The organism is Bradyrhizobium sp. LA6.1 (genome assembly GCF_040547805.1).
GTDB lineage: Bacteria > Pseudomonadota > Alphaproteobacteria > Rhizobiales > Xanthobacteraceae > Bradyrhizobium > Bradyrhizobium barranii.
Map to the genome: position 1 here is coordinate 67,184 of NZ_JBEPQK010000018.1, position 21,778 is coordinate 88,961.

Sequence of the window (21,778 nt, forward strand, 5' to 3'; positions counted from 1 at the left end):
CGCTTCGCCCTCACCATCTGTATTCGAAGCCGACCGTGCCCTGATGCGACGTCAGCTCGTTGCGGAACTTGCCGTCATAGTTGATGTAGAGCCGCGCGACGCTGGTGAGGCTGAGCGAGGCCGAGGCGCCGGCATCCATGCCGTAACGGCTCTCCCCGATGCCGGGAACGACGATGCTCTGGGTTCCCAGGCTGACCTGCACCGATCCCAGGTTCTGGTAGAAATTGTCGACGAACTTGCCGTAGGCCGACAGGTCCAGGATCTTCTGGTCGTAGATGAAGTAGCGCCCGATCTCCGCGCCGATCATCACGCGTGCGCGAGAGAGTGCCGTGGAGCCGACGTTCAATGGATCGAGCCCTCCAGCCTCCTGGAACGCAGCGCTGGTGGCGCGCACATATTCGAGCGCGCCCTTGGGTACGACGCGCATCTGGTCCTGGGTCCAGTAGTAGCTGATCTCGGTCAGGCCACCGTCGATCGCAGCACGATAACCCGCGGTCGCAAGACCAACGCCGGTGTCCCTGCTGGAACGGACCTTGCCGAAACCGTGCACCACCGCGAATGCCCAGGTCCACGGTCCCTTGTCGACCGAGCCGTTGAAACCGATTTGCGTCAGGTCGAGCGTCGCCGACTGGAGCGCCAGCGGCACGTCGATGTCGGTATGGCTCTGGTCGACGGAGAAGCCGAGGTTGACGCCCGGCGCGACCCGCGCGCCGAAGCCGGCGACGCCGCCAAAGGTCTTGCGCTTGTCGCCGACGAAGTCGCCTTGCGCGTCGGTCCGGACCGAGATGCCATAGCCTTCGAACCAGGTGCGGTAGAGCGGATCCTCCGTGCTCGCCGAGGCGCCGCCCCCACCGGGATTGGTGCGCGATGCACGGTTGACGCCGCTAGAGGCCTGGTTGCCGAGCCGCTCCAGGAAATTGGAGCCAAGATTGAGCGCACTGTTGCCGGCCGACTGGTCGTAATTGGTCGCGGTCGGCATGGGGGTCGGTGACGCCGTGGGTGTCGGGGTCGGGGTCGGCGTGGGCGTCGGACTCTGCGCGAAGGCTGATGTCGCCGACATGGTCACGACGAGTCCAAGCGCCGTGACGAGCGCAGCCGCGATCCGGCGGACACGGCCCAGCCCAACCGTCTGCCGTGTCCCGGAGAGCTGCAGGGCGCAGCGCATGACGACTAATCCCGAAGCAAAGTGGCGGAGCGCAAAAATGCAACACGAACGGCGCGCGCTTGCGGCGATTTGTGCCGAACTGCCACGCAGGGTCAACCGGTTGGCGCGCTGGAGCGGGGCTATTGCCTCGATTGTGGTTCCCTTGCCACAGGTCGCAAATTGCAGAGAGCGACACCCGCCGCGATCTTGAAAGCCGTGCGCCGCTTGCTAACGCGCGAATTTCATGTTGCAATATTGGACACAATCGGAATTGGCCGCTCGGCTGTGCGTTTCGCGACATTGAGACTCGAACAGACTATCGGAAGCCCGTTTGTGGCGTGGCACGCGAAACTGCGGCCGCGTCTTTTTTGTATCTAGTGGAGGAGATGAGCGATGCCGCAAAAGGGCACCGTCAAATGGTTCAACCCGACCAAGGGCTATGGGTTCATCAAGCCGAACGGCAGCGATAAGGACGTGTTCGTCCATATCTCGGCCGTCGAGCGTGCCGGACTCTCGACCCTTAATGAGAACCAGGTGGTTGAATACGACCTCGTGGAGAACCGCGGCAAAGCATCCGCGGAGAACCTCAAGGTCTCCTGATTTCTCTCAAAGCTTCGCGCGAGAGATCATGACGATGCCCCCGGCTCTGCCGGGGGATTTTGTTTGCGAAGACGAAACACGGTGCGACGGCGCTTCAGCGCACCACTGGCGAAACCAGGAAGTTCTCCGACGGCCCGCTACCCGCCGTCTTGCACACATCGCCCTCGATCCGGACCTTGCCGGTCGCAAGCAGCCGCAGCGCTTCCGGATAGATGCGGTGCTCCACCTCGAGAATGCGCTCCGACAGCGTAGCGCCCGTGTCGTGGTCGCTGACGGGAACCGCGCCCTGCATCACGATCGGGCCTGCGTCGGTCTCGGGGATCACGAAGTGCACTGTCGCGCCAGACAGTTTGACGCCGGCGCGCAAAGCCTGACCATGCGGGTCCAAACCCGGGAACGACGGCAGCAGCGAGGGATGGATGTTGAGCATCCGCCCGTACCAGGCCTTGGTGAACTCGGCCGTGAACAGGCGCATGAAGCCGCCGAGACAGATCAGCTCGATGCCGTGCTCATCGAGCGCGGCCTGCAGCAGCCTTTCGAAGCCGGCCCGGTCCTTGCCGAACGGTTTGCTCTCGATCACCAGCGTGTTGACGCCGCTCGCCTTGGCGCGTTCGAGCCCCAGAGCGTCGGCCTTGTTCGAGATGACGAGCGAGATTTCCGCCGGAAAATCCGGTGCAGCAGCGGCCCTGATCAGCGCGGACATGTTGGAGCCGCGGCCGGAGATCAGGATGGCGACGCGCCGCTTCATCACAGCGCCAGTCATCACGGTGCCAGGTCGAGGTGGCCGTTATAGACGACGCGATGCTCGCCCTCGGCCGGAATCACGGTACCAAGCTGCGCCACCGTCTCACCGGCATCGCTGAAGACCTGCACGACCTGATCGACCTTGTCGGGCTCGACGATCGCGATCATGCCGATGCCGCAGTTGAAGGTGCGCAGCATCTCGAGCTCGGCGATGCCGGCTTGAGCGGCCAGCCATTTGAACACCGGCAGCACCGGCAGGCGCGCCAGATCGATGCCGACGCCGAGATCTTTCGGCAGCACGCGTGGAATGTTGTCGGTGAAACCGCCGCCGGTGATGTGGGCGAGCCCCTTTACCGCGCCGGTCTCGCGGATCGCGCGCAGGCAGGATTTGACGTAGAGCCGTGTCGGCGTCAGCAGCGCGCCGCCGAGCGTCATGACCGGCGCGAACGGGGCCGGCGCCTCGAAGCTGAGGCCGGACTGCTCGACGATCTTGCGCACCAGCGAGAAGCCGTTGGAGTGCACGCCGGACGAAGCAAGGCCGATCACGGCATCGCCCGCGGCGATGTCCTTGCGCGGCAACAAGGTACCGCGCTCGGCGGCGCCGACGGCAAAGCCGCCGAGGTCGTAGTCACCGTCCTTGTAGAGGCCGGGCATCTCGGCGGTCTCGCCCCCGATCAGGGCGCAGCCGGATTCGCGGCAGCCTTCGGCGACACCGGCGACGATCGAGGCGGTCGCCTCCGGGTCGAGCTTGCCGCAGGCGAAATAGTCGAGGAAGAACAACGGCTCGGCGCCCTGCACCACGAGGTCGTTGACGCTCATGGCGACGAGGTCGATGCCTATCCCGCCATGCAGGCCGGTCTCGATCGCGATCTTGACCTTGGTGCCGACGCCGTCGGTCGCGGCGACCAGGACGGGGTCCTTGAAACCGGCCGCCTTGAGGTCGAACAGGCCGCCGAATCCGCCGATCTCGGCGTCGGCGCCGGGCCGCGCGGTGGCGCGCACCATCGGCTTGATCAGATCGACTAGGCGGTTGCCCGCGTCGATATCGACGCCTGAATCGGCGTAAGTGAGGCCGTTTTTGCGGTCGGTCATGCCCGATTTCCAGTGGGTTTGCGGCTGGTTACGTCGAATTCCGGGGACGCGCAATGGCAAGCGTGGCGCCCCGCCCTATACTATGTAGATATCAACCGGTTCAGCCTTCAAACGGGCCGGATTCGAGGTCAGGCCGGGTGCCAGGAAGCGCCGCGTGAGTATTCCGAATATCATTACCCTGGGCCGCATCATGCTGGTCCCAATCATCGTCTGGGCCATCGTGTCGAGCCAAATGGAGGTTGCGTTCGCCGTCTTCCTCATTGCCGGCGTCAGCGACGCGGTCGACGGCTTCCTCGCCAAGCGCTTCAACATGACGAGCGAGCTCGGCGCCCTGCTCGATCCGCTCGCGGACAAGGCGCTGCTGGTCTCGATCTATCTGGCACTGGGGATCTGGGGCGACATCCCGCGCTGGATCGTGATCCTGGTGGTGTCGCGCGACATCATGATCGTCGCCGCCGTGATCGTGTCCTGGCTGTTCGACAAGCCGGTCGAGATGAAGCCGTCGAAGGTGTCGAAGCTCAACACCGCCGCCCAGGTGGCCTATGCGGCGCTGGTGCTGGCCTCCCTGGCCTTCGGCTTCAAACCGGCGCCTTATGATATGATCCTGATGGGCCTCGTCACGGTCTTCACGCTCTCTTCCGTGTCGCTCTATCTCGTCGAGTGGCTGCGGCACATGAGTACGATCGGAGCCAAGTAGCACGATCGAGGCCAAATGAGCCGGGATGCGGCCCCGCAAAAGGCCAACTCCCGCTCGATGACGTCGAATCTCTTCAAACGAAGCCGGCGTGCCGGCACGGAGCACAGCAAGCGTGGCAGGCCGCGTTCATCCCCGACAATTGGCATTCTCGCTTCCGCACGCGGAAAGCCTCAGCCGGGATAATTTCCTCGAAGGCCCCGCCAACGAAGCCGGTCTTGCCCTCATCGACGCCTGGCCTGAATGGCCGAACCGGATCATGTGGCTGGCCGGCCCGGAAGGAAGCGGCAAGAGCCATCTCGCCGCGATCTGGGCCGAGGCTTCCGGCGCCCGCTCGACCACAGCCAATGGGCTGACCGCCGAAAACGTCCCGGGCGCGCTCGCCACCGGCGCGCTGGTGGTCGAGGATCTCAGGGCAAAAGAGCTCGACGAGCGGGCCCTGTTTCATCTGATGAACCTCGCCCGCGAGGATGGGGCCTACCTGCTCTTCACCGGCCGCGAGGTACCGGCGTCGCTCGAGATCGAGCTGCGCGACCTGCGCTCGCGGCTGCGCGCGGTGCCTGTGATCTCGCTGCTGCCGCCCGACGACCAGCTCTTCCGCGGCCTGATCGTCAAGTTCTGCGCCGACCGCCAGCTCGCCGTGGATGAGAGCGTGGTCAGCTACCTCGCTACCCGCCTGGAGCGCTCTTCGGCGGCCGCACGGGAGGCCGTTGAGCTGCTCGACAGCGAGGCCCTGCGCCTCGGTCGCCCCGTCACGCGGGCGCTGGCCGCCGAGCTGCTTCGGGACGCCTGACCCTTCCGCCCTGGCTCCAAGGCCGCTTGACGCGGCGCAGCGGCGGAACATCAATGTCATCGAAACGTCATCGGACTAACACATGCTCCCGCCGGTTTTGCGCATAAGTCGCAAATTGGGGCGAACTGGATGGATCGACTTCTGATGGACTCTGCGCAAGCTGTTGAAATTAAAGAAAAAGCCCCGGAGACCGAGGGCCTGCCGGCGATTGCCTCAAGTCCCGAGCGCTTCATCAATCGCGAGCTCTCCTGGCTGCACTTCAACCGCCGCGTCCTCGAGGAAGCGGTCAATCCCAGCCACCCCATGCTGGAGCGGGTGCGATTCCTGTCGATTTCAGCGAATAACCTCGACGAGTTCTTCATGGTCCGCGTCGCCGGCATCAAGGCCCAGATCCGCGAGGGCATCGCCGAGCGCAGCCCCGACGGCCTGACGCCGTCCGAGCAGCTCGCGCTGATCAACCGCACCGTCTCGCAGCTTGCCTCCGACCAGCAGGCGATCTGGCGCGACCTGCGCGGCACGCTGGCCGACGTCGGCATCGTGCTGGTCGACGGCAAGGACGTCACCAAGGCGGAACGGACCTGGATCGAGGACTACTTCCTCAACAACGTGTTTCCGCTGCTGACCCCGCTCGCGATCGACCCGGCTCACCCCTTCCCGTTCATTCCGAGCCTCGGCTTCACCATCGCGCTCCAGCTGACGCGCGCCGCCGACGGCAAGCAGATGAACGCGCTGATTCGTATGCCCGGCAAGATCGACCGCTTCATCCGGTTGCCGGCCGAGGGCAAGGTCGTGCGGCTGATCTCGCTCGAGCAGGCGACCGGGCTGTTCATCAACCGCCTGTTCCCCGGCTACAATCTCCACGGCCAGGGCGCCTTCCGCATCATCCGCGACTCCGAGCTCGAAATCGAGGAAGAGGCCGAAGACCTCGTCCGCCTGTTCGAGACCGCTCTGAAGCGCCGCCGCCGCGGGTCGGTGATCCGGCTCGAGATCGACGGCAAGATGCCGGAGGAGCTGCGCAGCTTCGTGCAGCATGCGCTGTCGGCCGCCGACGACGAGGTCTTCCTGGTCGACGGCGTGCTCGCCATGAACGAGCTCTCGCAGCTCACCCGCCTCGACCGGCCCGATCTCGAATTCACCCCTTACGTACCGCGCCATCCCGAGCGCGTGCGCGAGCATGGCGGCGACATCTTTGCCGCGATCCGGCAGAAGGACCTCGTCGTCCATCATCCCTACGAATCCTTCGACGTGGTGGTGCAGTTCCTGCAGCAGGCCGCCCGCGATCCCGATGTCGTCGCGATCAAGCAGACGCTCTACCGCACCTCCAACAACTCCCCGATTGTGCGCACGCTGGCGGAAGCCGCCGAAGCCGGCAAGTCCGTCACCGCGCTGATCGAATTGAAGGCGCGCTTCGACGAGGAGGCCAACATCCGCTGGGCCCGCGACCTCGAACGCGCCGGCGTGCAGGTCGTCTACGGCTTCCTCGAACTGAAGACGCACGCGAAGCTCTCGATGGTGGTGCGCCGCGAGGGCGGCGGCCTCACCACCTACGTCCACACCGGCACCGGCAATTATCACCCCGTCACCGCACGTATCTACACCGACCTCTCCTACTTCACCTCGGATCCGACCATCGGCCGCGACGCCGCGCGCGTGTTCAATTTCATCACCGGTTATGCCGCGCCGAGCGATCTGGAAAAGATGGCGGTGTCGCCGCTGACGTTGCGCAAGCGCATCATCGAGCACATCCAAGGCGAGACCGCGCATGCGCGGCATGGCCGCCCCGGCGCGGTCTGGATGAAGATGAATGCGCTGGTCGACCCCGACATCATCGACGCGCTCTACGAGGCCTCACAAGCCGGCGTCCAGGTCGAGCTCGTCGTGCGCGGCATCTGCTGCCTCAGGCCCGGCATTCCAGGCCTGTCGGAGAACATCCGCGTCAAGTCGATCATCGGGCGCTTCCTGGAACACGGCCGAATCTACTGTTTCGGCATGGGCCAGGGCCTGCCGAGCGCGAAAGCGGCTGTGTATATCTCCTCGGCCGACATGATGCCACGCAACCTCGACCGCCGCGTCGAGGTGCTGTGTCCGCTGCAAAATCCCACGGTGCATCAGCAGGTTCTCGAACAGATCATGGTCGCGAATCTGAAGGACAATGAGCAGAGCTGGCAATTGTTGCCGGACGGGTCCTCGACGCGTATGAAGACCGCGAAGGGCGAGGAGCCTTTCAACGTCCACAACTACTTCATGACAAATCCGAGTCTATCTGGCCGTGGAAAGTCGCTCAAGGAATCCTCGCCGCGCCGTCTCACGCGCCGTAATGAACGTCATCAATCTTGATCCGGGATCGAGGACGTGAAGCGGCCGCGTAAGCGCGGCTCGAGCGTCGCGGTCATCGATATCGGTTCCAACTCTGTCCGTCTCGTCGTCTACGAGGGACTGACGCGGAGCCTCATTCCGATCTTCAACGAGAAGACGCTGTGCGGCCTCGGGCGCGAGGTGCAGAGCACGGGCCTGCTTGCTCCCGATGCCGTCGACAAGGCGCTGACCTCGCTGAAGCGGTTCCGGGCGCTGTGCCGCGTCATGCAGGTCGGTCGCGTGTTTGCGATTGCGACCGCAGCCTGCCGCGATGCCTCCAACGGCCCCGACTTCATCGCGAAAGCCGAGCGCATCTGCGCCGTGAAGATCGAGATCCTGTCGGGCCCGCGCGAGGCGCGGCTGTCGGCGCTCGGCGTGATCTCCGGCATCCATCATCCCGACGGCATCGTCGGCGATCTCGGCGGCGGCTCGCTCGAGCTGATCGACGTGCGCAAGAACAGCGTGCGCAGCGGCGTGACGCTGCCGCTCGGCGGCCTCGCGCTCCAGGACCTCGCGCACAAATCGCTCAAGCGCGCCGACCGTATCGTGCGCGAGGAGCTCGACGAGGTGCCGCAGCTCACCGCCGGCCGCGGCCGCACCTTCTACGCCGTCGGCGGCACCTGGCGCGCGCTCGCGCGCATCCACATCATCCAGAGCGGCTATCCGCTCCAGGTGATGCACGGCTACTCCATTTCCGCAGCTGAAGCGCTCGACTTTTCGCGTCGTCTCCGCCGGCTTGCGGCCGCCGACATGCTGGCCGACATCGAGATCGTCGCGGATGCCAGGCGCCCGCTCCTTACCTATGCGGCGCTGGTGCTCGAGCACATCATCCGCGTGGCGAAACCCAAGTCCATCGTGTTCTCGACCTTCGGCGTGCGCGAGGGCCTCTTGCACGAGAAGCTGTCGGAATCCGAGCGCAACAAGGACGGGCTGATCTGCGCCGCGGAAGAGCTCAATCAGCTGCTGTCGCGTTCGGCAAAGCACGCCCGCGAGCTGATCGCCTGGACCGACCGCCTCGCGCGCGTGGTGAAGCTGCGCGAGACCGAAGAGGACCGCCGCTTGCGCCACACCGCGTGCCTGCTCTCCGACATCGGCTGGCGCGTGCATCCCGACCATCGCGGCGAGCAGACGCTGAGCTTGGTCGTCAACGGCAATTTCGGCGCAATCACCCACACCGAGCGCGCCTTCGTCGGCCTGTCCGTGTTCTACCGCTATGCGGGCCTGAGCGAGGAGAACCAGCCGCCGGTGACCATGCAGGAGCTGCTGACACCTGCCCAGCTCGAACGCGCCCGTCTGCTGGGCGCGGCGTTCCGCGTCGCCCATCTGATCTCGGCGGCACGTCCGGGTGTGCTGCCGGCCACGCATTTCCGCAGCCAGGGCCGCAATCTGATGCTGGTGTTCGAGCACCGGCTCGTCGACCTCGTCGCCGACCGCGTCGGCAGCCGCTTCCGCGCCCTCGCCCGCCTGATCGGCCGCTCCGGCTCGATCGTGCGGCGCTAGACTCGCCAGCCGGTCCTAATCCTCCCTGGACGCTTCTTGAGCCACATGATCGCGCCGCTGATGAACAGGGCGAGAGGTGCGAAGCCGGTTGCGAACACGAACAGGCGCCCGATCAGCCCGAACGTCGCGCCGTTATGGATCCAGAGCTGTTCGGCCAGATAGCGATCCCCCATCGACATCGCGGCCGAAGTGCGATCGTGCACCACTGCGCCACTCCATGGATCGAGCCAGATCGCCCCCCGGGCACGTACCGCGGGATCAGCACCCGCGGCCCGGAACTGCACCCGCCACGTGTTGCGCGTTTCGGTGGGCGGGCTCAGCATGGCAACCGCCATGCCCGGCTTGGCCGCTTGCGCGCTCCGCATGATCGCATCGGGTGATAGCGGCGGTGTCCCCGTGGGGGGCGGCGCTTCGATCCGCGGCGACGGATCGGCTGTCGGTTGCGACACAAGGCCAACGATGGGACGCACGACGTCGGGAAAAATAATCCCGACGCCGGTCATCGAGATCACCGTGAGCGCGAGCAGCGCCCAAAAGCCGGCCGTGCCGTGGACGTCGAAAACAAATCGAAGCAGCGAAACGTCCTTCCGGACCGACACTGATCGCCAGAATCGACCCGGCCTCGGCCACCACAAGATGACGCCTGACATGGCCAGGCCGAGCAGCATGAACCCGACAACGCCGACCAGCTCTTTGCCCCACCACTCGTAGAGCAGCAGCGTGTAGTGCAGACGATAAACCTTGAGGGAGAACGCGTTGACGTAGTCACGCCGCCCGAGCACCTTCCCGTTCGAAGGATCGACCATGGTCGTCCAGCGATTCGGGTAGCGGCCTTTCGCAGTTTCATGCGCATGTATCACGACCCAGACCGGCCAGGTCCGATCCGGCGCGAGGATCGTGGCAATCGGCGCGGGATCCGCTGCCGCGGCCGCGCGCATCACCTCGCTCAACGTAGCCTCTCGTTCCCGACCTGCGGGAGTGTAAAGCGCCGGGTTCAGGGCGGCGTCGATTTCCCGATAGAAGACGATGAAGCTACCCGTGAGGCCGATCAGCACCACGACGATGCCGCCGAGCAATCCGAGCCATCGATGAGCCCACAGAAGCCCACGCCGTGCGCGTCCGGTGAGGTTCGGGGCCGGCAACATCGCCGTTGCACGCGTCAAAGCCGACCCGCCTCAGAAATCCGTCGACATCGACAATAGCAGGGTTCTGGGTACACCTTGCGACAATGCGGAGAAGCTCGCCACGCCAGCCCAGTAATTGGTATCGAACACGTTCTGAACCAGGGCCCGAAGCGTCACCGGCCGGTTGTTGATCCGCGTGTTGTAGCGGGCACCCAGGTCGAGCCTCGTCCAGGCCGGAACGACCTGCATGTTCGCCGCATCCAGATATTGGTGTCCCGTATAGATGGTGTTTGCGACCAGCGTCAGTCCGGGCGCGAACGGGGTGTCCCATTCAGCGGACAGGTTTGCCTGCACCTGAGGCACACCGATCGGCGTCTTGCCGAGATTGGTTGGCGTGCTTGTCTTTGTCAGCTCCGCATCGATCAACGTCACGCCGCCAAGGACCCGTATGCCCGGCTGCACCTCTCCGAATACGGTGAACTCCAGGCCGCGATTGCGCTGTTCGGCGTCCGCCCGGAAGATCTTGTCGACGCCCAATTGTCCCGACGGCTTGGTGATCTGGAACACGCTGATCGTGGTGGCCAGCATTCCGAAGTCGACCTTGACGCCTGCCTCGTGCTGCTTGCTGAAGTAAGGCGCAAGAACTTCCCCCTGATTGCTCGCGGTCGTCGGTGCGACGTCGCCCTTGCTGAGCCCTTCGATGTAGTTGGTGTAGAGCGAAACGTTGCTCCAGGGCTTGACGACGAGGCCGACCATCGGCGTGAGCGCCGTCTGGTCATAGGAGGACGTGACCGCTCCCGTGTTGGTATTGAAGTTGTTGGACTTCACCCCCTGCTGGCGCACGCCGACGGTCAGCTGAAGGCGCTCCTGAAAAACCGACAAAGTGTCAGCCAGCGCAAGGCCGGTCAATTCGGTATCCGAAAGCTTCGGAACAGTCGAAGGAGCAGCAACGAGCTGCTCAGGACGGGCGATCGGCGCATAGATGTTGGACAGAACCGGCGTCCCGGACACAGAGCCCCGTGAGATCTGATCCGTGTAGTAGCTGCCCTGGAAACTCACGGCGTGACTGATCGCGCCGGTTTCAAACCGGGCGCGCACACCGGCGTCAGCGACATTCCTGTCGATATCGAATTTGAAGCGTCCCGGTGTCGACGTGGTGTTGCCGGCCGCGTTCAGGATCGTCGGCGTGCCGAACAAGCGATCGACCTGGGTCCTGCCGCCACCGCCGTCGGCGAACACCGTCACGGAATCCGTCACATCGTATTCGGCGCGCGCCAGCAGCGAGTTGTCATGAACCTTAGCCCATTCCCAGGCCTGCGTGACATTGCGCCTCCCGACCGGCGCGGTCGGGACAGCTACGCCTGTTGCGACCAGAAACGGTCTCGTGGGCGCGTCGAACTTTTCTTCCTGATCGATGAAGTCGAGCGATGCTCTGAATTTCTCACCGCGATAATCGAATGCGGCGGCGCCGACATGCGCCTCCCGGTTCTGGTTGTCCAGCGGCGTATCACCATTGTGATAGCTGCCATTGACGCGAATTCCGAATTCGCGGTTCTCGCCGAACCGTCGGCTGACGTCGAGATGCGTGCCGAACTGGCTGTTCGTCGCGTAGTCGGTCGTAACCCGTGTGAGATCGACATCAGAGGCACGCTTCGGGACGATATTGATGGTGCCCCCGACGCTGCTGTTCGGGGCCATCCCGTAAAGCAGCGCGGTCGGGCCCTTGATGATCTCGATCCGTTCGACGTAGTCGGTGAAGACACGGTAGTTCGGCGCAACACCGTAGACACCGTTGAAGGCAATTTCTCCGACATTCCCCTCGCCGATCGGAAAGCCGCGGATGAAGAAGGAGTCGAGAATGCCGCCGGTCTGACCGGTGAAACGGACCGAAGGGTCGTTGCTGACGACGTCGGCTATCGTGCTGGCCTGTTGATCTTCGATTTTCTTCGCCGTGTAACTGGTGATGTTGAACGGCGTGTCCATGAAATCCCTGTTGCCCAGCAAGCCGATCTGGCCTCCGCGGGCGACCTGCCCGCCTGAGTAGGAGGGCGGGAGTGCGCCGGGCCTTGCGGCAGCGGGCTTCGCTTCCGCCTGCATCCTGGCCCGCTCATTCGCGGGCGCGCTTTGACGGCCCGCCCTTCGACTTGGGTTCAAACGCGGGCGTGCACGCTGCTTCGGCACGTCGGCAGTGACGGTCACCGCCGGCAAGGCTGTCGCCGTCTCCGGCGCAGCGCTTTGCGCGCTGGTGCGGTGAAGGAAGCCGTCGCCGAACAAGGCGATGGAGACCAGAGAGGCCGCGAAAGCCGTCGGTCTGGAGAACTTCGGATGGGATTTGACGGTAGCGGCAAGAATAGCAACAGGGCGGCAGGTGGCACTCGAAGACATTTCTCAACAGCTTCCGGTTTGACAGGAATAAATACCGGAGCGACGTGCCGCGGCACGAGCCGCCAAGTCAATAAAAACGCCTTTATTTTCAGTAGTTTATAATAAGTCAAAGTCTAAATCGCGCAGAGGTTGAGAGCGCTGTGGGTCACCCACGAAGTGCCGGACCGCACTGTGCGTGACCGCTTGACGCGCGAGTCCGCCATGAGGCGGCAATGCTCGCCGGCGTGCGGAGCTATGATGACCGGTTCAGTGGGGACGGCGACTGCCGGAATGATCGCGCGCAACACCTCTCCCCGCCGGGAAGAGGCAAGCAAAACCAGATCATGCCGCAGAGATTACTCTGCCGAAGCCTTGGCGTGGCGCTCGGAGGATTCCAGCGCGGCCGCGCTCAGGCTGCGCCGGCGCCAGATGCTGCCGACGACCAGCACGACGACGACGCCGAGAGCTGCGCAGAGATATTCGCCGCCTCCGCCGCCATGGGCGAATTGGGGCGGGATGCGAAGTGCGCCGAGCATGCTGTCCAGCGAGGCACCGAGCGGGCCGTCGAACAGCGTGTGCAGCTTCGGCGCGATGCCGGGATCGGTCGCGATCACCTCGCCCGAGATCCAGCCGAGCAGCGCTGCACCCGCCCAGACCAGGACCGGCAGCTTTGCGAGCAGCGCCATGATCAGCGCCGCACCGGCGACGATCAGCGGCACGCTGATGGCGAGACCGAGGATCAGCAGCGGCACGCTGCCATTGGCGGCGGCGGCCACCGCAATGACGTTGTCGAGACTCATGACGATGTCGGCGACGACGACGATCTGCACCGCTTGCCACAGATGCGAGGCGGACTCGACGCCGTCCTCGTCCTCGTTCTCCGGCACCAGGAGCTTCGCCGCGATCACGATCAGCGCGAGACCGCCGACGAGCTTGAGATACGGTAGCTCCATCAGGCTCGCGACGATGCCGGTGAAGATGATCCGCAGCAGCACGGCTGCGCCGGCGCCGAAGATCATGCCCCACAGCCGGTGCCGCGGCTTGAGGCCGCGGCAGGCGAGCGCGATCACCAGCGCGTTGTCGCCGGAGAGCAGGATGTTGATCCAGATGATCTTGGCGACCGCAACCCAGAAGGTCGGTTCGGCCATCTCGTTGCGAAACTGGGTGAAGAATGCCCCGATCGTTGCGGGATCGAAGATCTGCCAGAGCCAGTTCACAATACGTCCTTTCGCCCCGTCGATATTAACCTATCGGCTGATCAGCCGACGATCTCGTTGCCCGAGAAGAACTGCGCGATTTCGATCGCAGCGGTCTCCGGCGCATCCGAGCCGTGAGCGGAATTCTCGCCGATCGACTTTGCGTAGAGCTTGCGGATGGTGCCGTCGGCGGCCTTGGACGGATCGGTCGCACCCATCGCGTCGCGGTACTTGGCAATGGCGCCCTCGGCTTCCAGCACCTGGACCACCACGGGGCCCGAGGTCATGAACTCGACGAGCTCGCCGAAGAACGGGCGCGCCTTGTGCACGGCATAGAAGGTCTCGGCCTGTTCCTTGGTCATGCGGATGCGCTTCTGCGCGACGATGCGCAGGCCCGCCTTCTCGATCACGGCATTGACCGCACCGGTCAGGTTACGCGCGGTCGCATCGGGCTTGATGATCGAGAAAGTGCGTTCGATGGCCATAATCTTGTCCTTGAGAAGAAAGCGGTGGTTCGGAGTTGCCGGGCTTATATCGGCGCCATCGCCGGACGGCAAGCGACCGCAAAAACGGCCTCACAGGCGCTTCGCCGCAGGGCCCGCCCCGGATTCCAGCATGGATTACAACGATTTCATCCAGATGAACCCAATCTGAAACCCCCGTCAGGGTTCGGTTCAGCTTCGCCGGCGTAAGGTCGGGCCTATCGAAACCGAAGGCCCGATCATCAGGCAGACCGTTTCGGCGGCCTTTCCATCGACGCGATAGCCCCGCGCCGGCAGTCTTTAGGAGATCACCATGTTGAGGAAACTTTCGCTTGCCGCTGTCGCCGCGGTTGCGCTGGGTGCCGCGCTGGCGCCGACCTCCGCCTCCGCTCACTGGCATGGCGGCTGGGGCTGGCACGGCGGCGGCGGTGGCTGGCATCACGGCTGGGGTGGACCGCGCTTCTATGCCGGCGGCCCCGTCTCCTACGGTTATGGCGGCTGCTACGCGCGCCGGCTGGTCCCGACCCCCTGGGGACCCCGCTGGCGGCTGATCAACCGCTGCTACTGAGCCCGACAGCACCTTCCTGAGGTACCTAGGCCCCCCAGGTACCTTCCAAGCGAAGCCCCGGCGTTCCCCTGCGCCGGGGCTTTGTATTTCGGCGGATATTGCCCGGCTTCATGCAATTTTTACTAGAGTGCCGGGCAATGTCCGCGAGCGGCGAAACCATTTGGGGGGCCAAGGACTTGGTAACGTGTCATCACCTTGAGAAGACGGAACCCCACAATGGCTGGCCTTTTTGCCAATGACAGCGAACAGATCGACCGGCGCACCAGCCGCTCGATCTGCGATGCGGTGGGCGAACGGCTTCAGCAGAGCCTGCGCCCCGAACCACGGCTCCCGACGCATCTCGAACAGCTCCTCGACGAGTTGAAGCAGCGCGACCGCGATTCGCACTGACGTGAGGCTCACGCAAAAACGGGTTGCGTTCGACGCGCCTTGCGGTGACAAGGCCGCATGCTTGCTATCACCGACCTCTCCATCCGCCTTGCCGGACGCCTTCTGATTGACCAGAGTTCCGTGCAGATCACGCCCGGCGCGCGCGTCGGCATGGTCGGGCGCAACGGCACCGGCAAGTCGACCCTGTTCAAGGTGATCCGCGGCGAGCTGGCGGCCGAGCACGGCACGGTCACCCTGCCGCCACGCTGGCGCGTCGGCAGCCTCGCGCAGGAGGCCCCGAACGGCCCCGAAAGCCTGATCTCCGTCGTGCTCAAGGCCGACCTCGAACGCGACGCGCTGCTTCACGAAGCGGAGAGCGCGACCGACCCGCACCGGATCGCCGAGATCCAGACCCGCCTCGTCGACATCGACGCCCATTCGGCGCCGAGCCGCGCGGCCGCGATCCTCTCCGGCCTCGGCTTCTCCGCCACCGACCAGCTCCGCCCCTGCGCCGAATTCTCCGGCGGCTGGCGCATGCGCGTCGCGCTCGCCGCCACGCTGTTCGCCGCCCCTGACCTCCTGCTGCTCGACGAGCCCACCAACTATCTCGACCTCGAAGGCACGCTGTGGCTCGAGGATCACCTTGCGCATTATCCGCGCACGGTGATCGTGATCAGCCATGACCGCGACCTGCTGGAAAGCTCGGTCGACCAGATCCTGCATCTGGAGCGCGGCAAGCTCACGCTCTACAAAGGCACCTATTCCTCCTTCGAGGAGCAACGGGCCATGCGCGAGCTGCTCGATGCCAAGGCGGTGAAGCGCCAGGAGGCCGAGCGCGCGCGGCTGCAGGCCTTCGTCGACCGCTTCAAGGCCAAGGCCTCGAAAGCGCGCCAGGCGCAATCTCGCGTAAAAATGCTGGAGCGGCTGAAGCCGATCACGGCGCTGGTCACCCAGGACGTGCGCGAAATCAGCTTTCCCGCGCCGGAGAAAATCCTGTCGCCGCCGATCATCGCCGCCGACAACGTCGTGGTCGGCTACGATCCGAACACGCCCGTGCTTAACCGCGTCACCTTGCGCGTCGACAATGACGACCGCATCGCGCTCCTTGGTTCCAACGGCAACGGCAAGTCGACGCTGGTGAAACTGCTCGCGGGCCGCCTCGCACCGTTCTCGGGCAAGGTGACGCGTGCCGACAAGCTCTCGATTGCCTATTTCGCCCAGCACCAGCTCGACGAATTGAACGAGGATGCCTCGACCTACGACCACGTCCGCAAGCTTATGGGTGAAGCGCCCGAGGCCAAGGTGCGCGCACGCGCCGGCGCCATCGGATTCTCCGGCAAGGCGGCCGATACCAAGGTCGGGAAATTGTCTGGCGGCGAGAAGGCGCGCTTGCTGCTGGGGCTGGCGACCTTCTTCGGCCCCAACATGATCATTCTGGACGAGCCGACCAACCATCTCGACATCGACAGCCGCGCTGCGCTTGCGGAGGCGATCAACGAATTCCCCGGCGCCGTCATCATGGTTTCGCACGACCGCTATCTGATTGAGTCCTGCGCCGACCAACTCTGGATCGTCGCCGACCGGACCGTGACCAATTACGACGGCGACCTCGACGAGTATCGCCGCCTGGTGCTGTCGGCGCGCAATGGCGAGCCCGTCCCGCGCGAGCGTAGCGCCGCGAGCGAGAAGCCGCAGCGCCCGAGATCGGACAATCGTGGCTCGCTGAAGAAGCGCATCGCGGAAGCCGAGAGCGAGATCGCCCGCGTCAGCGAGATCATCACCAAGATCGACACCGCGCTCGCCCTGCCCGACATCTTCACCCGGGATCCCAAGCAGGCCGCGCAACTGTCGAAGGCGCGCGCCAACGCCGCCGACGCGCTGGCGCGCGCGGAGGAACTGTGGCTGGAGGCGAGCACGCAGTTCGACGAGGCGGCGGGCTAGACTCAAAATCTGAAAAACAACCCCATGCACAGTACGGGTAATAAATTACCTGCATGCAAGCCGCTGAGCAGTTGGCCCTTTACTCAATCGGCATACTGCCCCGCTGCCTTGATGATCGGCGCCCAGCGGTCGACTTCGCTGGTCAGCATCGCCCCGAGCGCCTCCGGCGTCGCCTTGTCCTGAGGGACCGGCTCGGTGTTGATGTCGTTGAACCGGGCGATCAACGCGGGATCCCTGAGCGCGGCCTGGAGCACCGCCGTCAGCTTCTGAACGACCGCGGGCGGCGTGCCCTTAGGGGCATAGAGGCCATGCCAGACGCCGAGCTCGAACCCCTTGAGGCCGGCCTCGTCGGCGGTCGGCAGATCGGGCAGGCTCTTCAGCCGCTCTTTTGTGGTGACAGCGTAGGCCTTGACCTGCTTGGCCGTGATCGGCCCGGTCGTGTTCGTCGCCTGGTCGCAGGTGAGATCGATCTGCTTGCCGAGCAGATCGTTCATGATCGGCCCATTGCCCTTGTAGGGCACCGTGGTGAGCTGCTTCTGGATCGCCGTCATGAACAGCATGCCGCACAGATGCGATGCCGCACCTAACCCGGCATTGGCGTAAGTCAGCTTGTCGCCCTGCTGCTGGGCGTAGACGACCAGTTCCTTGAGCGTGTCGGCCGGGAAGTCCGGACGCGCGATGATGGTCATCGGCGCATTGGTCACGAGCCCGATCGGCGCAAAGGCCGTCTTCGTGTCGTAGCTCAGGTTGCGATACAGTGTGGCCGCGGTCGAAATGCCGACATGATGGACCAGCAGCGTGTAGCCGTCCGGCTGGGCGCGCGCGGCGCGCGTCGTGCCGATCGTGCCGCCGGCGCCCGTCGCGTTCTCGACGATGATCTGCTGCCCGAGGGATTTCGCCATGCTTGCTGCGGTCAGACGCGCGATGGTGTCCGTCGGTCCACCCGCGGCGTACGGCACCAGCACGGTGATGGGCCTGGACGGATAGTCCTGGGCGACCGCCGCGCCGAGCGACAGAAGCAGAGCCGACACGATCGTGATGAAACGCATGTTCCCTCCAAGATTCTTTATCGCGCCATAAAAGCGCATCCCCGGCCGCACGGCCATCAGGAAAGCGACCTCTGCAAAAGTGTCGCAATCACGATGATCCGCGCCGAGAATGGCGACGTCGCCGGCGAGACGAATGGTGGGCAGGCGTGATACAGCTCCGCTGGAGCAAAATGGGATCTACCGCTCCCGCATGATCTCCTGTCGGTAGCGCTGAAGCGGAGACAACAGGTAGCTCAAAATGGTGCGCGAGCCGGTCCTGATCTCCACCGTCACGGCCATTCCCGGTGACAGGCTGACGAGGCGATCGTCCACCTGCATTTGCGTACGATCGAGCGAGATGCGTGCGCTGTAGCTCAGCTCCTGCCCGTTAGGCTCGCTGCTGTCGCGCGGCGTCCCGAGCGCGCGGTCGCTTCCCGGCGGACGGTCGCGGATGATGGCGTCCTGCGAGACGCTCAGCACCCGTCCCTCCAGCAGGCCGTAGCGGGTGAAGTTGAAGGTGTCGATCTTGACGGCGGCATCCTGCCCGGCCTCGACGAAGCCGATGTCGCGGTTGGAGATCATCGCCTCGACCTCGAGCCGCGTATCCGATGGCACGATCACCAGCAGCGATTGCGCGGGCGTGACCACGCCGCCCACGGTGTGGACCGCAAGCTGCTGCACGACGCCGTCGACCGGCGAGGTCAGCTGCTGCAGCCGGGTCCGCTGCTGCGCCTTGATCAGATCGCGCGCGACGCCATTGGCTTTCTGCTCGCTCTTGGCGAGTTCGTCGGACAGGCTCTTGCGATACTCAGCCACGGCCTGGGTGCGGGTCTCCCGGATCGCGGCGACGGCCGCCTCGGCTTCCTTCAGATGGCTGCTCTGGACGCGAAGCTCCTCCTGCTGCTCGATCAGAAGCTGAAGGGTCTCGTAATAGGTCAGCTTCGAGCCGATTTCCTTCTCCATCAGAATCTTGCGGATATCGACGCGCTGCTGGGTGACGGGGAGCAACGCATCCAGCTTGTGGATCGTCGCCGCAATGGTCTGATGCTCGGCCTCCTTCTGCGCCTGCTGGCGCGCAAGCGACGCCAATTTGGCGCGATGCTCGCTGACCTGATTGGCAAGAAGCTGCCGCTGTGTCGCGACCAGCGAGGGATCGGCATCCGCAGGCGGGACGAGATCGGTGGAGGCATCTTCGCCGCTTGCCAATGCGGCGCGGAGACGCGCCATATTGAGCCGTTCGGCCATGAGATCGTCATGCAGGTGATCGCGCTCCGCGGCATTCACGGTCGGATCGAGCTCGATCAGCACGTCGCCCGATTTGACCGCCTGCCCGTCCTGTACGTGGATGGCGCGCACCACCCCGGTCTCGAACGGCTGGACCACCTTGCTTCGCCCGCTCGACACCACCTTCCCGGTTGCGGACGCCACGATGTCGATCGTGCCCCATGCCGACCACGCGAGTGCCGCGCAGACAAGGAGCATCAGGGCGATCGCGATGGCCCGGCCGATCGGTGACGGTGCTGCCTCGGCAATCTCCAGCGCCGCGGGCAGGAAGGCGATCTCTTCAGTGCGCCGCCCCTTCGCTTTCCGGAAGGGAACGACGGTCTGCTCCGGCCGCGGGGCCGGCGCCGCGCTAGCCAACCTCATAGATCCCTCCCTGGAGACGATGCAGGGCCGCGTATCGGCCGCCGGTCTTGATCAACGCGTCATGCGTGCCGTCCTCGACCAGACGGCCGCGCTCGAGCGTGAAGATGCGATCGGCGCCGCGGACGGTGGACAGCCGATGCGCGATGATCAGAACGGTGCGGCCCCTGGCGATCTCCTTCATGTTCTCATGGATGATCCGCTCGCTTTCATAGTCGAGCGCGCTGGTCGCTTCATCGAAGATCAGGATGCGGGGATTGGTCACCAATGCGCGGGCGATCGCGATGCGCTGGCGCTGCCCGCCCGAGAGCGTCGAGCCGCGCTCGCCGACGACAGTGTCGTAGCCTTCGGGAAGCTCCAGAATAAACTCATGCGCGCCAGCAAGTTTTGCTGCGTCCATGACGCGGTCCATTGGCAGGGTCGGATCGGCCAGCGCGATGTTGTCGCGCACCGAGCGGTTGAACAGCATGTTGTCCTGGAGCACCACGCCGATCTGGCGGCGGAGCCAGGCCGGATCGGTCATCACCAGATCCATTCCGTCGATCAGCACGCGGCCGCCTTGCGGAACGTAGAGCCGCTGCACCAGCTTGGCGAACGTGCTCTTGCCCGAGCCCGACGATCCGACGATGCCGACGGTTTGCCCGGCCGGAACATCGAACGAGACGTCATGCAGGATTTCCGGCCCATCGAGCCGGTAGCGGAACGACACGTGCTCGAACCGGATATTGCCCCGGATCGGCGGCAGCCCCGCACGCGCCGCCGAATAAGCCGGCTCAGCCGCGCTGTTGAGGATGTCGCCAAGCCGCGCGATCGAGAGCCGCGCCTGATGAAAATCCTGCCAGACCTGTGCCAGCCGCAGCACGGGCGCCGAAACGCGCCCCGCAAAAATGTTGAAGGCTACGAGCTCGCCGACGGTCAATGCATCGCCGATCACGAGGCGCGCGCCGACATAGAGAATGGCGGCGGTCACGACCTTGCTGACGAACTGGACGAGTTGGCTTGCGGTGTTGCCGAGGCTGGTGACGCCGAAGCTCGCCGAGACATAGCCGGCGAGCTGCTCTTCCCAGCGGCGTTGCATCTGCGGCTCGACCGCCATCGCCTTCAGCGTCTCGATGCCGCTGACGCTCTCGACCAGAAAAGCCTGGTTCTCGGCGCCGCGGCGGAATTTCTCGTCCAGCCTGCGGCGAAACAGCGGCGTCGCCACCGCCGAGATCGCGATGTAGAACGGGAACGATGCCAGCACGATGCAGCTCATCAACGGCGAATAGGCGAACATCACCGCCAGGAATACCGAGGTGAAGAACAGGTCGATGAGCAGCGTCAGCGACGAGCTGGTGATGAAGTTGCGGATGTTCTCGAGCTCGCGAACCCGCGCCACGGAATCGCCGACACGCCGCGCCTGAAACCATGCCATCGGCAATGCCAGAAGGTGATGGAACAACCGCGCCCCCAGCTCCACGTCGATGCGGTTGGTCGTATGCGCAAACAGATAATTACGCAGGATACCCAGCACCGTGTCGAACAGCGAGACGACGACGAGACCGATGACGAGCACGTCGAGCGTGGACAGCGAGCGGTGGACCAGCACCTTGTCGATCACGACCTGGAAGAACAGCGGTGAGACCAGCGCGAAGAACTGCAGAAAGAACGAGGCGGCCAGCACCTCGCCGAACAGCCGCCGGTATTTGCCGATCGCGCCGATGAACCAGGTGATATCGAAATGGCGCCCGAGGTCGGAGAGCCCGGCGCGCCGGGCCATCAGGATCAGTCCGCCGTCCCAGATCGCGCACAGCTCGTCGCGCTCCATCAGCACCGGGCGCTGGGCCTGCGGCGATTGCACCAGCACCTTGTCAGCGGAGGCCTTTGCGATGACCATGAAGCTGCCATCGCGCAGCACTGCGATCGCCGGCAGCGGGCTGCCCGACAGACGACTCCACTGCGTTCGATAGGTTCGTGCCTTGAGGCCGAGAGATTTGGCGCAGCGGATGATCTCCGCTGCGCCAAAGATAGCCGTTCCGGTCCGGTGCCTGAGCTGGTCGCGGTCGGCCGCAACACCCTGCAAATGCAGCAGGGTGAGCAGCGCGTCCAACCCCGTATCGGTCGAGACCGCGTTCGTGGTCATGGGCGTTCTCCGGGCCGG

The 21,778-nt window shown here is 64.7% G+C and carries 18 protein-coding genes; 8 read left to right on the forward strand and 10 right to left on the reverse strand.

Going from position 1 to position 21,778, the window contains the following annotated elements; all coding sequences use genetic code 11:
* Window positions 1–10 precede the first annotated feature (10 nt).
* Entirely contained in the window at window positions 11–1,165 is a 1,155-nt protein-coding gene (locus ABIB99_RS33830; protein ID WP_354179780.1) for an autotransporter outer membrane beta-barrel domain-containing protein, read from the reverse strand.
* Between the two features lie 372 nt (window positions 1,166–1,537).
* Between ABIB99_RS33830 and ABIB99_RS33835 the strand changes: the two genes are divergently transcribed.
* Entirely contained in the window at window positions 1,538–1,744 is a 207-nt protein-coding gene (locus ABIB99_RS33835; protein ID WP_007591938.1) for a cold-shock protein, read from the forward strand.
* 94 nt (window positions 1,745–1,838) lie between these two features.
* Here ABIB99_RS33835 and purN read toward each other — a convergent pair whose 3' ends face one another.
* Complete coding sequence (gene purN, locus ABIB99_RS33840) at window positions 1,839–2,492, reverse strand: phosphoribosylglycinamide formyltransferase (RefSeq protein ID WP_354179912.1); 654 nt, start codon at window positions 2,490–2,492, stop codon at window positions 1,839–1,841.
* Window positions 2,493–2,506: 14 nt separating this feature from the next.
* Entirely contained in the window at window positions 2,507–3,580 is a 1,074-nt protein-coding gene (gene purM, locus ABIB99_RS33845) for a phosphoribosylformylglycinamidine cyclo-ligase (RefSeq protein ID WP_354179782.1), read from the reverse strand.
* Between the two features lie 154 nt (window positions 3,581–3,734).
* Here purM and ABIB99_RS33850 point away from each other — a divergent pair, with 154 nt between their 5' ends.
* The 4 genes from ABIB99_RS33850 to ppx all read left to right on the forward strand — a co-directional run bounded on the left by ABIB99_RS33850 (window position 3,735) and on the right by ppx (window position 8,922).
* Window positions 3,735–4,277, forward strand: a complete 543-nt coding sequence (locus ABIB99_RS33850; protein ID WP_354179784.1) for a CDP-alcohol phosphatidyltransferase family protein — start codon at window positions 3,735–3,737, stop codon at window positions 4,275–4,277.
* 112 nt (window positions 4,278–4,389) lie between these two features.
* The gene (locus ABIB99_RS33855; RefSeq protein ID WP_063986416.1) at window positions 4,390–5,067 is read left to right on the forward strand and encodes a P-loop NTPase family protein; all 678 of its coding nucleotides are present in this window, start codon (window positions 4,390–4,392) and stop codon (window positions 5,065–5,067) included.
* A gap of 144 nt (window positions 5,068–5,211) precedes the next feature.
* Window positions 5,212–7,404 carry an RNA degradosome polyphosphate kinase gene (locus ABIB99_RS33860; RefSeq protein ID WP_063983670.1) on the forward strand — a complete coding sequence of 731 codons (2,193 nt, stop codon included), beginning with the start codon at window positions 5,212–5,214 and terminating at the stop codon, window positions 7,402–7,404.
* A 15-nt stretch (window positions 7,405–7,419) separates the two neighbouring features.
* Window positions 7,420–8,922 (forward strand): exopolyphosphatase, encoded by a 1,503-nt coding sequence (ppx, locus tag ABIB99_RS33865; protein WP_041957841.1) that lies wholly within the window; start codon window positions 7,420–7,422, stop codon window positions 8,920–8,922.
* Here ppx and ABIB99_RS33870 read toward each other — a convergent pair.
* The 4 genes from ABIB99_RS33870 to ndk form a co-directional block, all read right to left on the reverse strand.
* The gene (locus ABIB99_RS33870) at window positions 8,919–10,067 is read right to left on the reverse strand and encodes a PepSY-associated TM helix domain-containing protein (protein WP_354076017.1); all 1,149 of its coding nucleotides are present in this window, start codon (window positions 10,065–10,067) and stop codon (window positions 8,919–8,921) included. The genes ppx and ABIB99_RS33870 overlap by 4 nt on opposite strands.
* 30 nt (window positions 10,068–10,097) lie before the next feature.
* Window positions 10,098–12,143, reverse strand: a complete 2,046-nt coding sequence (locus tag ABIB99_RS33875; protein WP_354179787.1) for a TonB-dependent receptor — start codon at window positions 12,141–12,143, stop codon at window positions 10,098–10,100.
* A gap of 623 nt (window positions 12,144–12,766) precedes the next feature.
* On the reverse strand, window positions 12,767–13,627 hold the full coding sequence (locus tag ABIB99_RS33880) for a TerC family protein (RefSeq protein WP_063983672.1): 861 nt from the start codon (window positions 13,625–13,627) through the stop codon (window positions 12,767–12,769).
* A 41-nt stretch (window positions 13,628–13,668) separates the two neighbouring features.
* Entirely contained in the window at window positions 13,669–14,091 is a 423-nt protein-coding gene (gene ndk / locus ABIB99_RS33885; RefSeq protein ID WP_027535388.1) for a nucleoside-diphosphate kinase, read from the reverse strand.
* A 310-nt stretch (window positions 14,092–14,401) separates the two neighbouring features.
* Here ndk and ABIB99_RS33890 point away from each other — a divergent pair, with 310 nt between their 5' ends.
* From ABIB99_RS33890 to ABIB99_RS33900, 3 genes are all read left to right on the forward strand, one after another.
* Window positions 14,402–14,656, forward strand: coding sequence for a hypothetical protein (locus ABIB99_RS33890; protein ID WP_038931848.1), 255 nt, complete (start codon window positions 14,402–14,404; stop codon window positions 14,654–14,656).
* Between the two features lie 216 nt (window positions 14,657–14,872).
* Entirely contained in the window at window positions 14,873–15,046 is a 174-nt protein-coding gene (locus ABIB99_RS33895; protein ID WP_166096073.1) for a hypothetical protein, read from the forward strand.
* Window positions 15,047–15,103: 57 nt separating this feature from the next.
* Complete coding sequence (locus ABIB99_RS33900; RefSeq protein WP_063983674.1) at window positions 15,104–16,966, forward strand: ABC-F family ATP-binding cassette domain-containing protein; 1,863 nt, start codon at window positions 15,104–15,106, stop codon at window positions 16,964–16,966.
* 83 nt (window positions 16,967–17,049) lie between these two features.
* Here ABIB99_RS33900 and ABIB99_RS33905 read toward each other — a convergent pair whose 3' ends face one another.
* The 3 genes from ABIB99_RS33905 to ABIB99_RS33915 all read right to left on the reverse strand — a co-directional run bounded on the left by ABIB99_RS33905 (window position 17,050) and on the right by ABIB99_RS33915 (window position 21,760).
* Complete coding sequence (locus ABIB99_RS33905) at window positions 17,050–18,015, reverse strand: tripartite tricarboxylate transporter substrate-binding protein (RefSeq protein ID WP_063986418.1); 966 nt, start codon at window positions 18,013–18,015, stop codon at window positions 17,050–17,052.
* Window positions 18,016–18,192: 177 nt separating this feature from the next.
* A complete protein-coding gene (locus ABIB99_RS33910; RefSeq protein ID WP_354179791.1) occupies window positions 18,193–19,641 on the reverse strand; it encodes an HlyD family type I secretion periplasmic adaptor subunit in 1,449 nt (482 codons plus the stop codon).
* A complete protein-coding gene (locus tag ABIB99_RS33915; protein ID WP_231144892.1) occupies window positions 19,628–21,760 on the reverse strand; it encodes a type I secretion system permease/ATPase in 2,133 nt (710 codons plus the stop codon). The genes ABIB99_RS33910 and ABIB99_RS33915 overlap by 14 nt, the downstream gene beginning before the upstream one ends.
* Window positions 21,761–21,778: the final 18 nt, after the last annotated feature.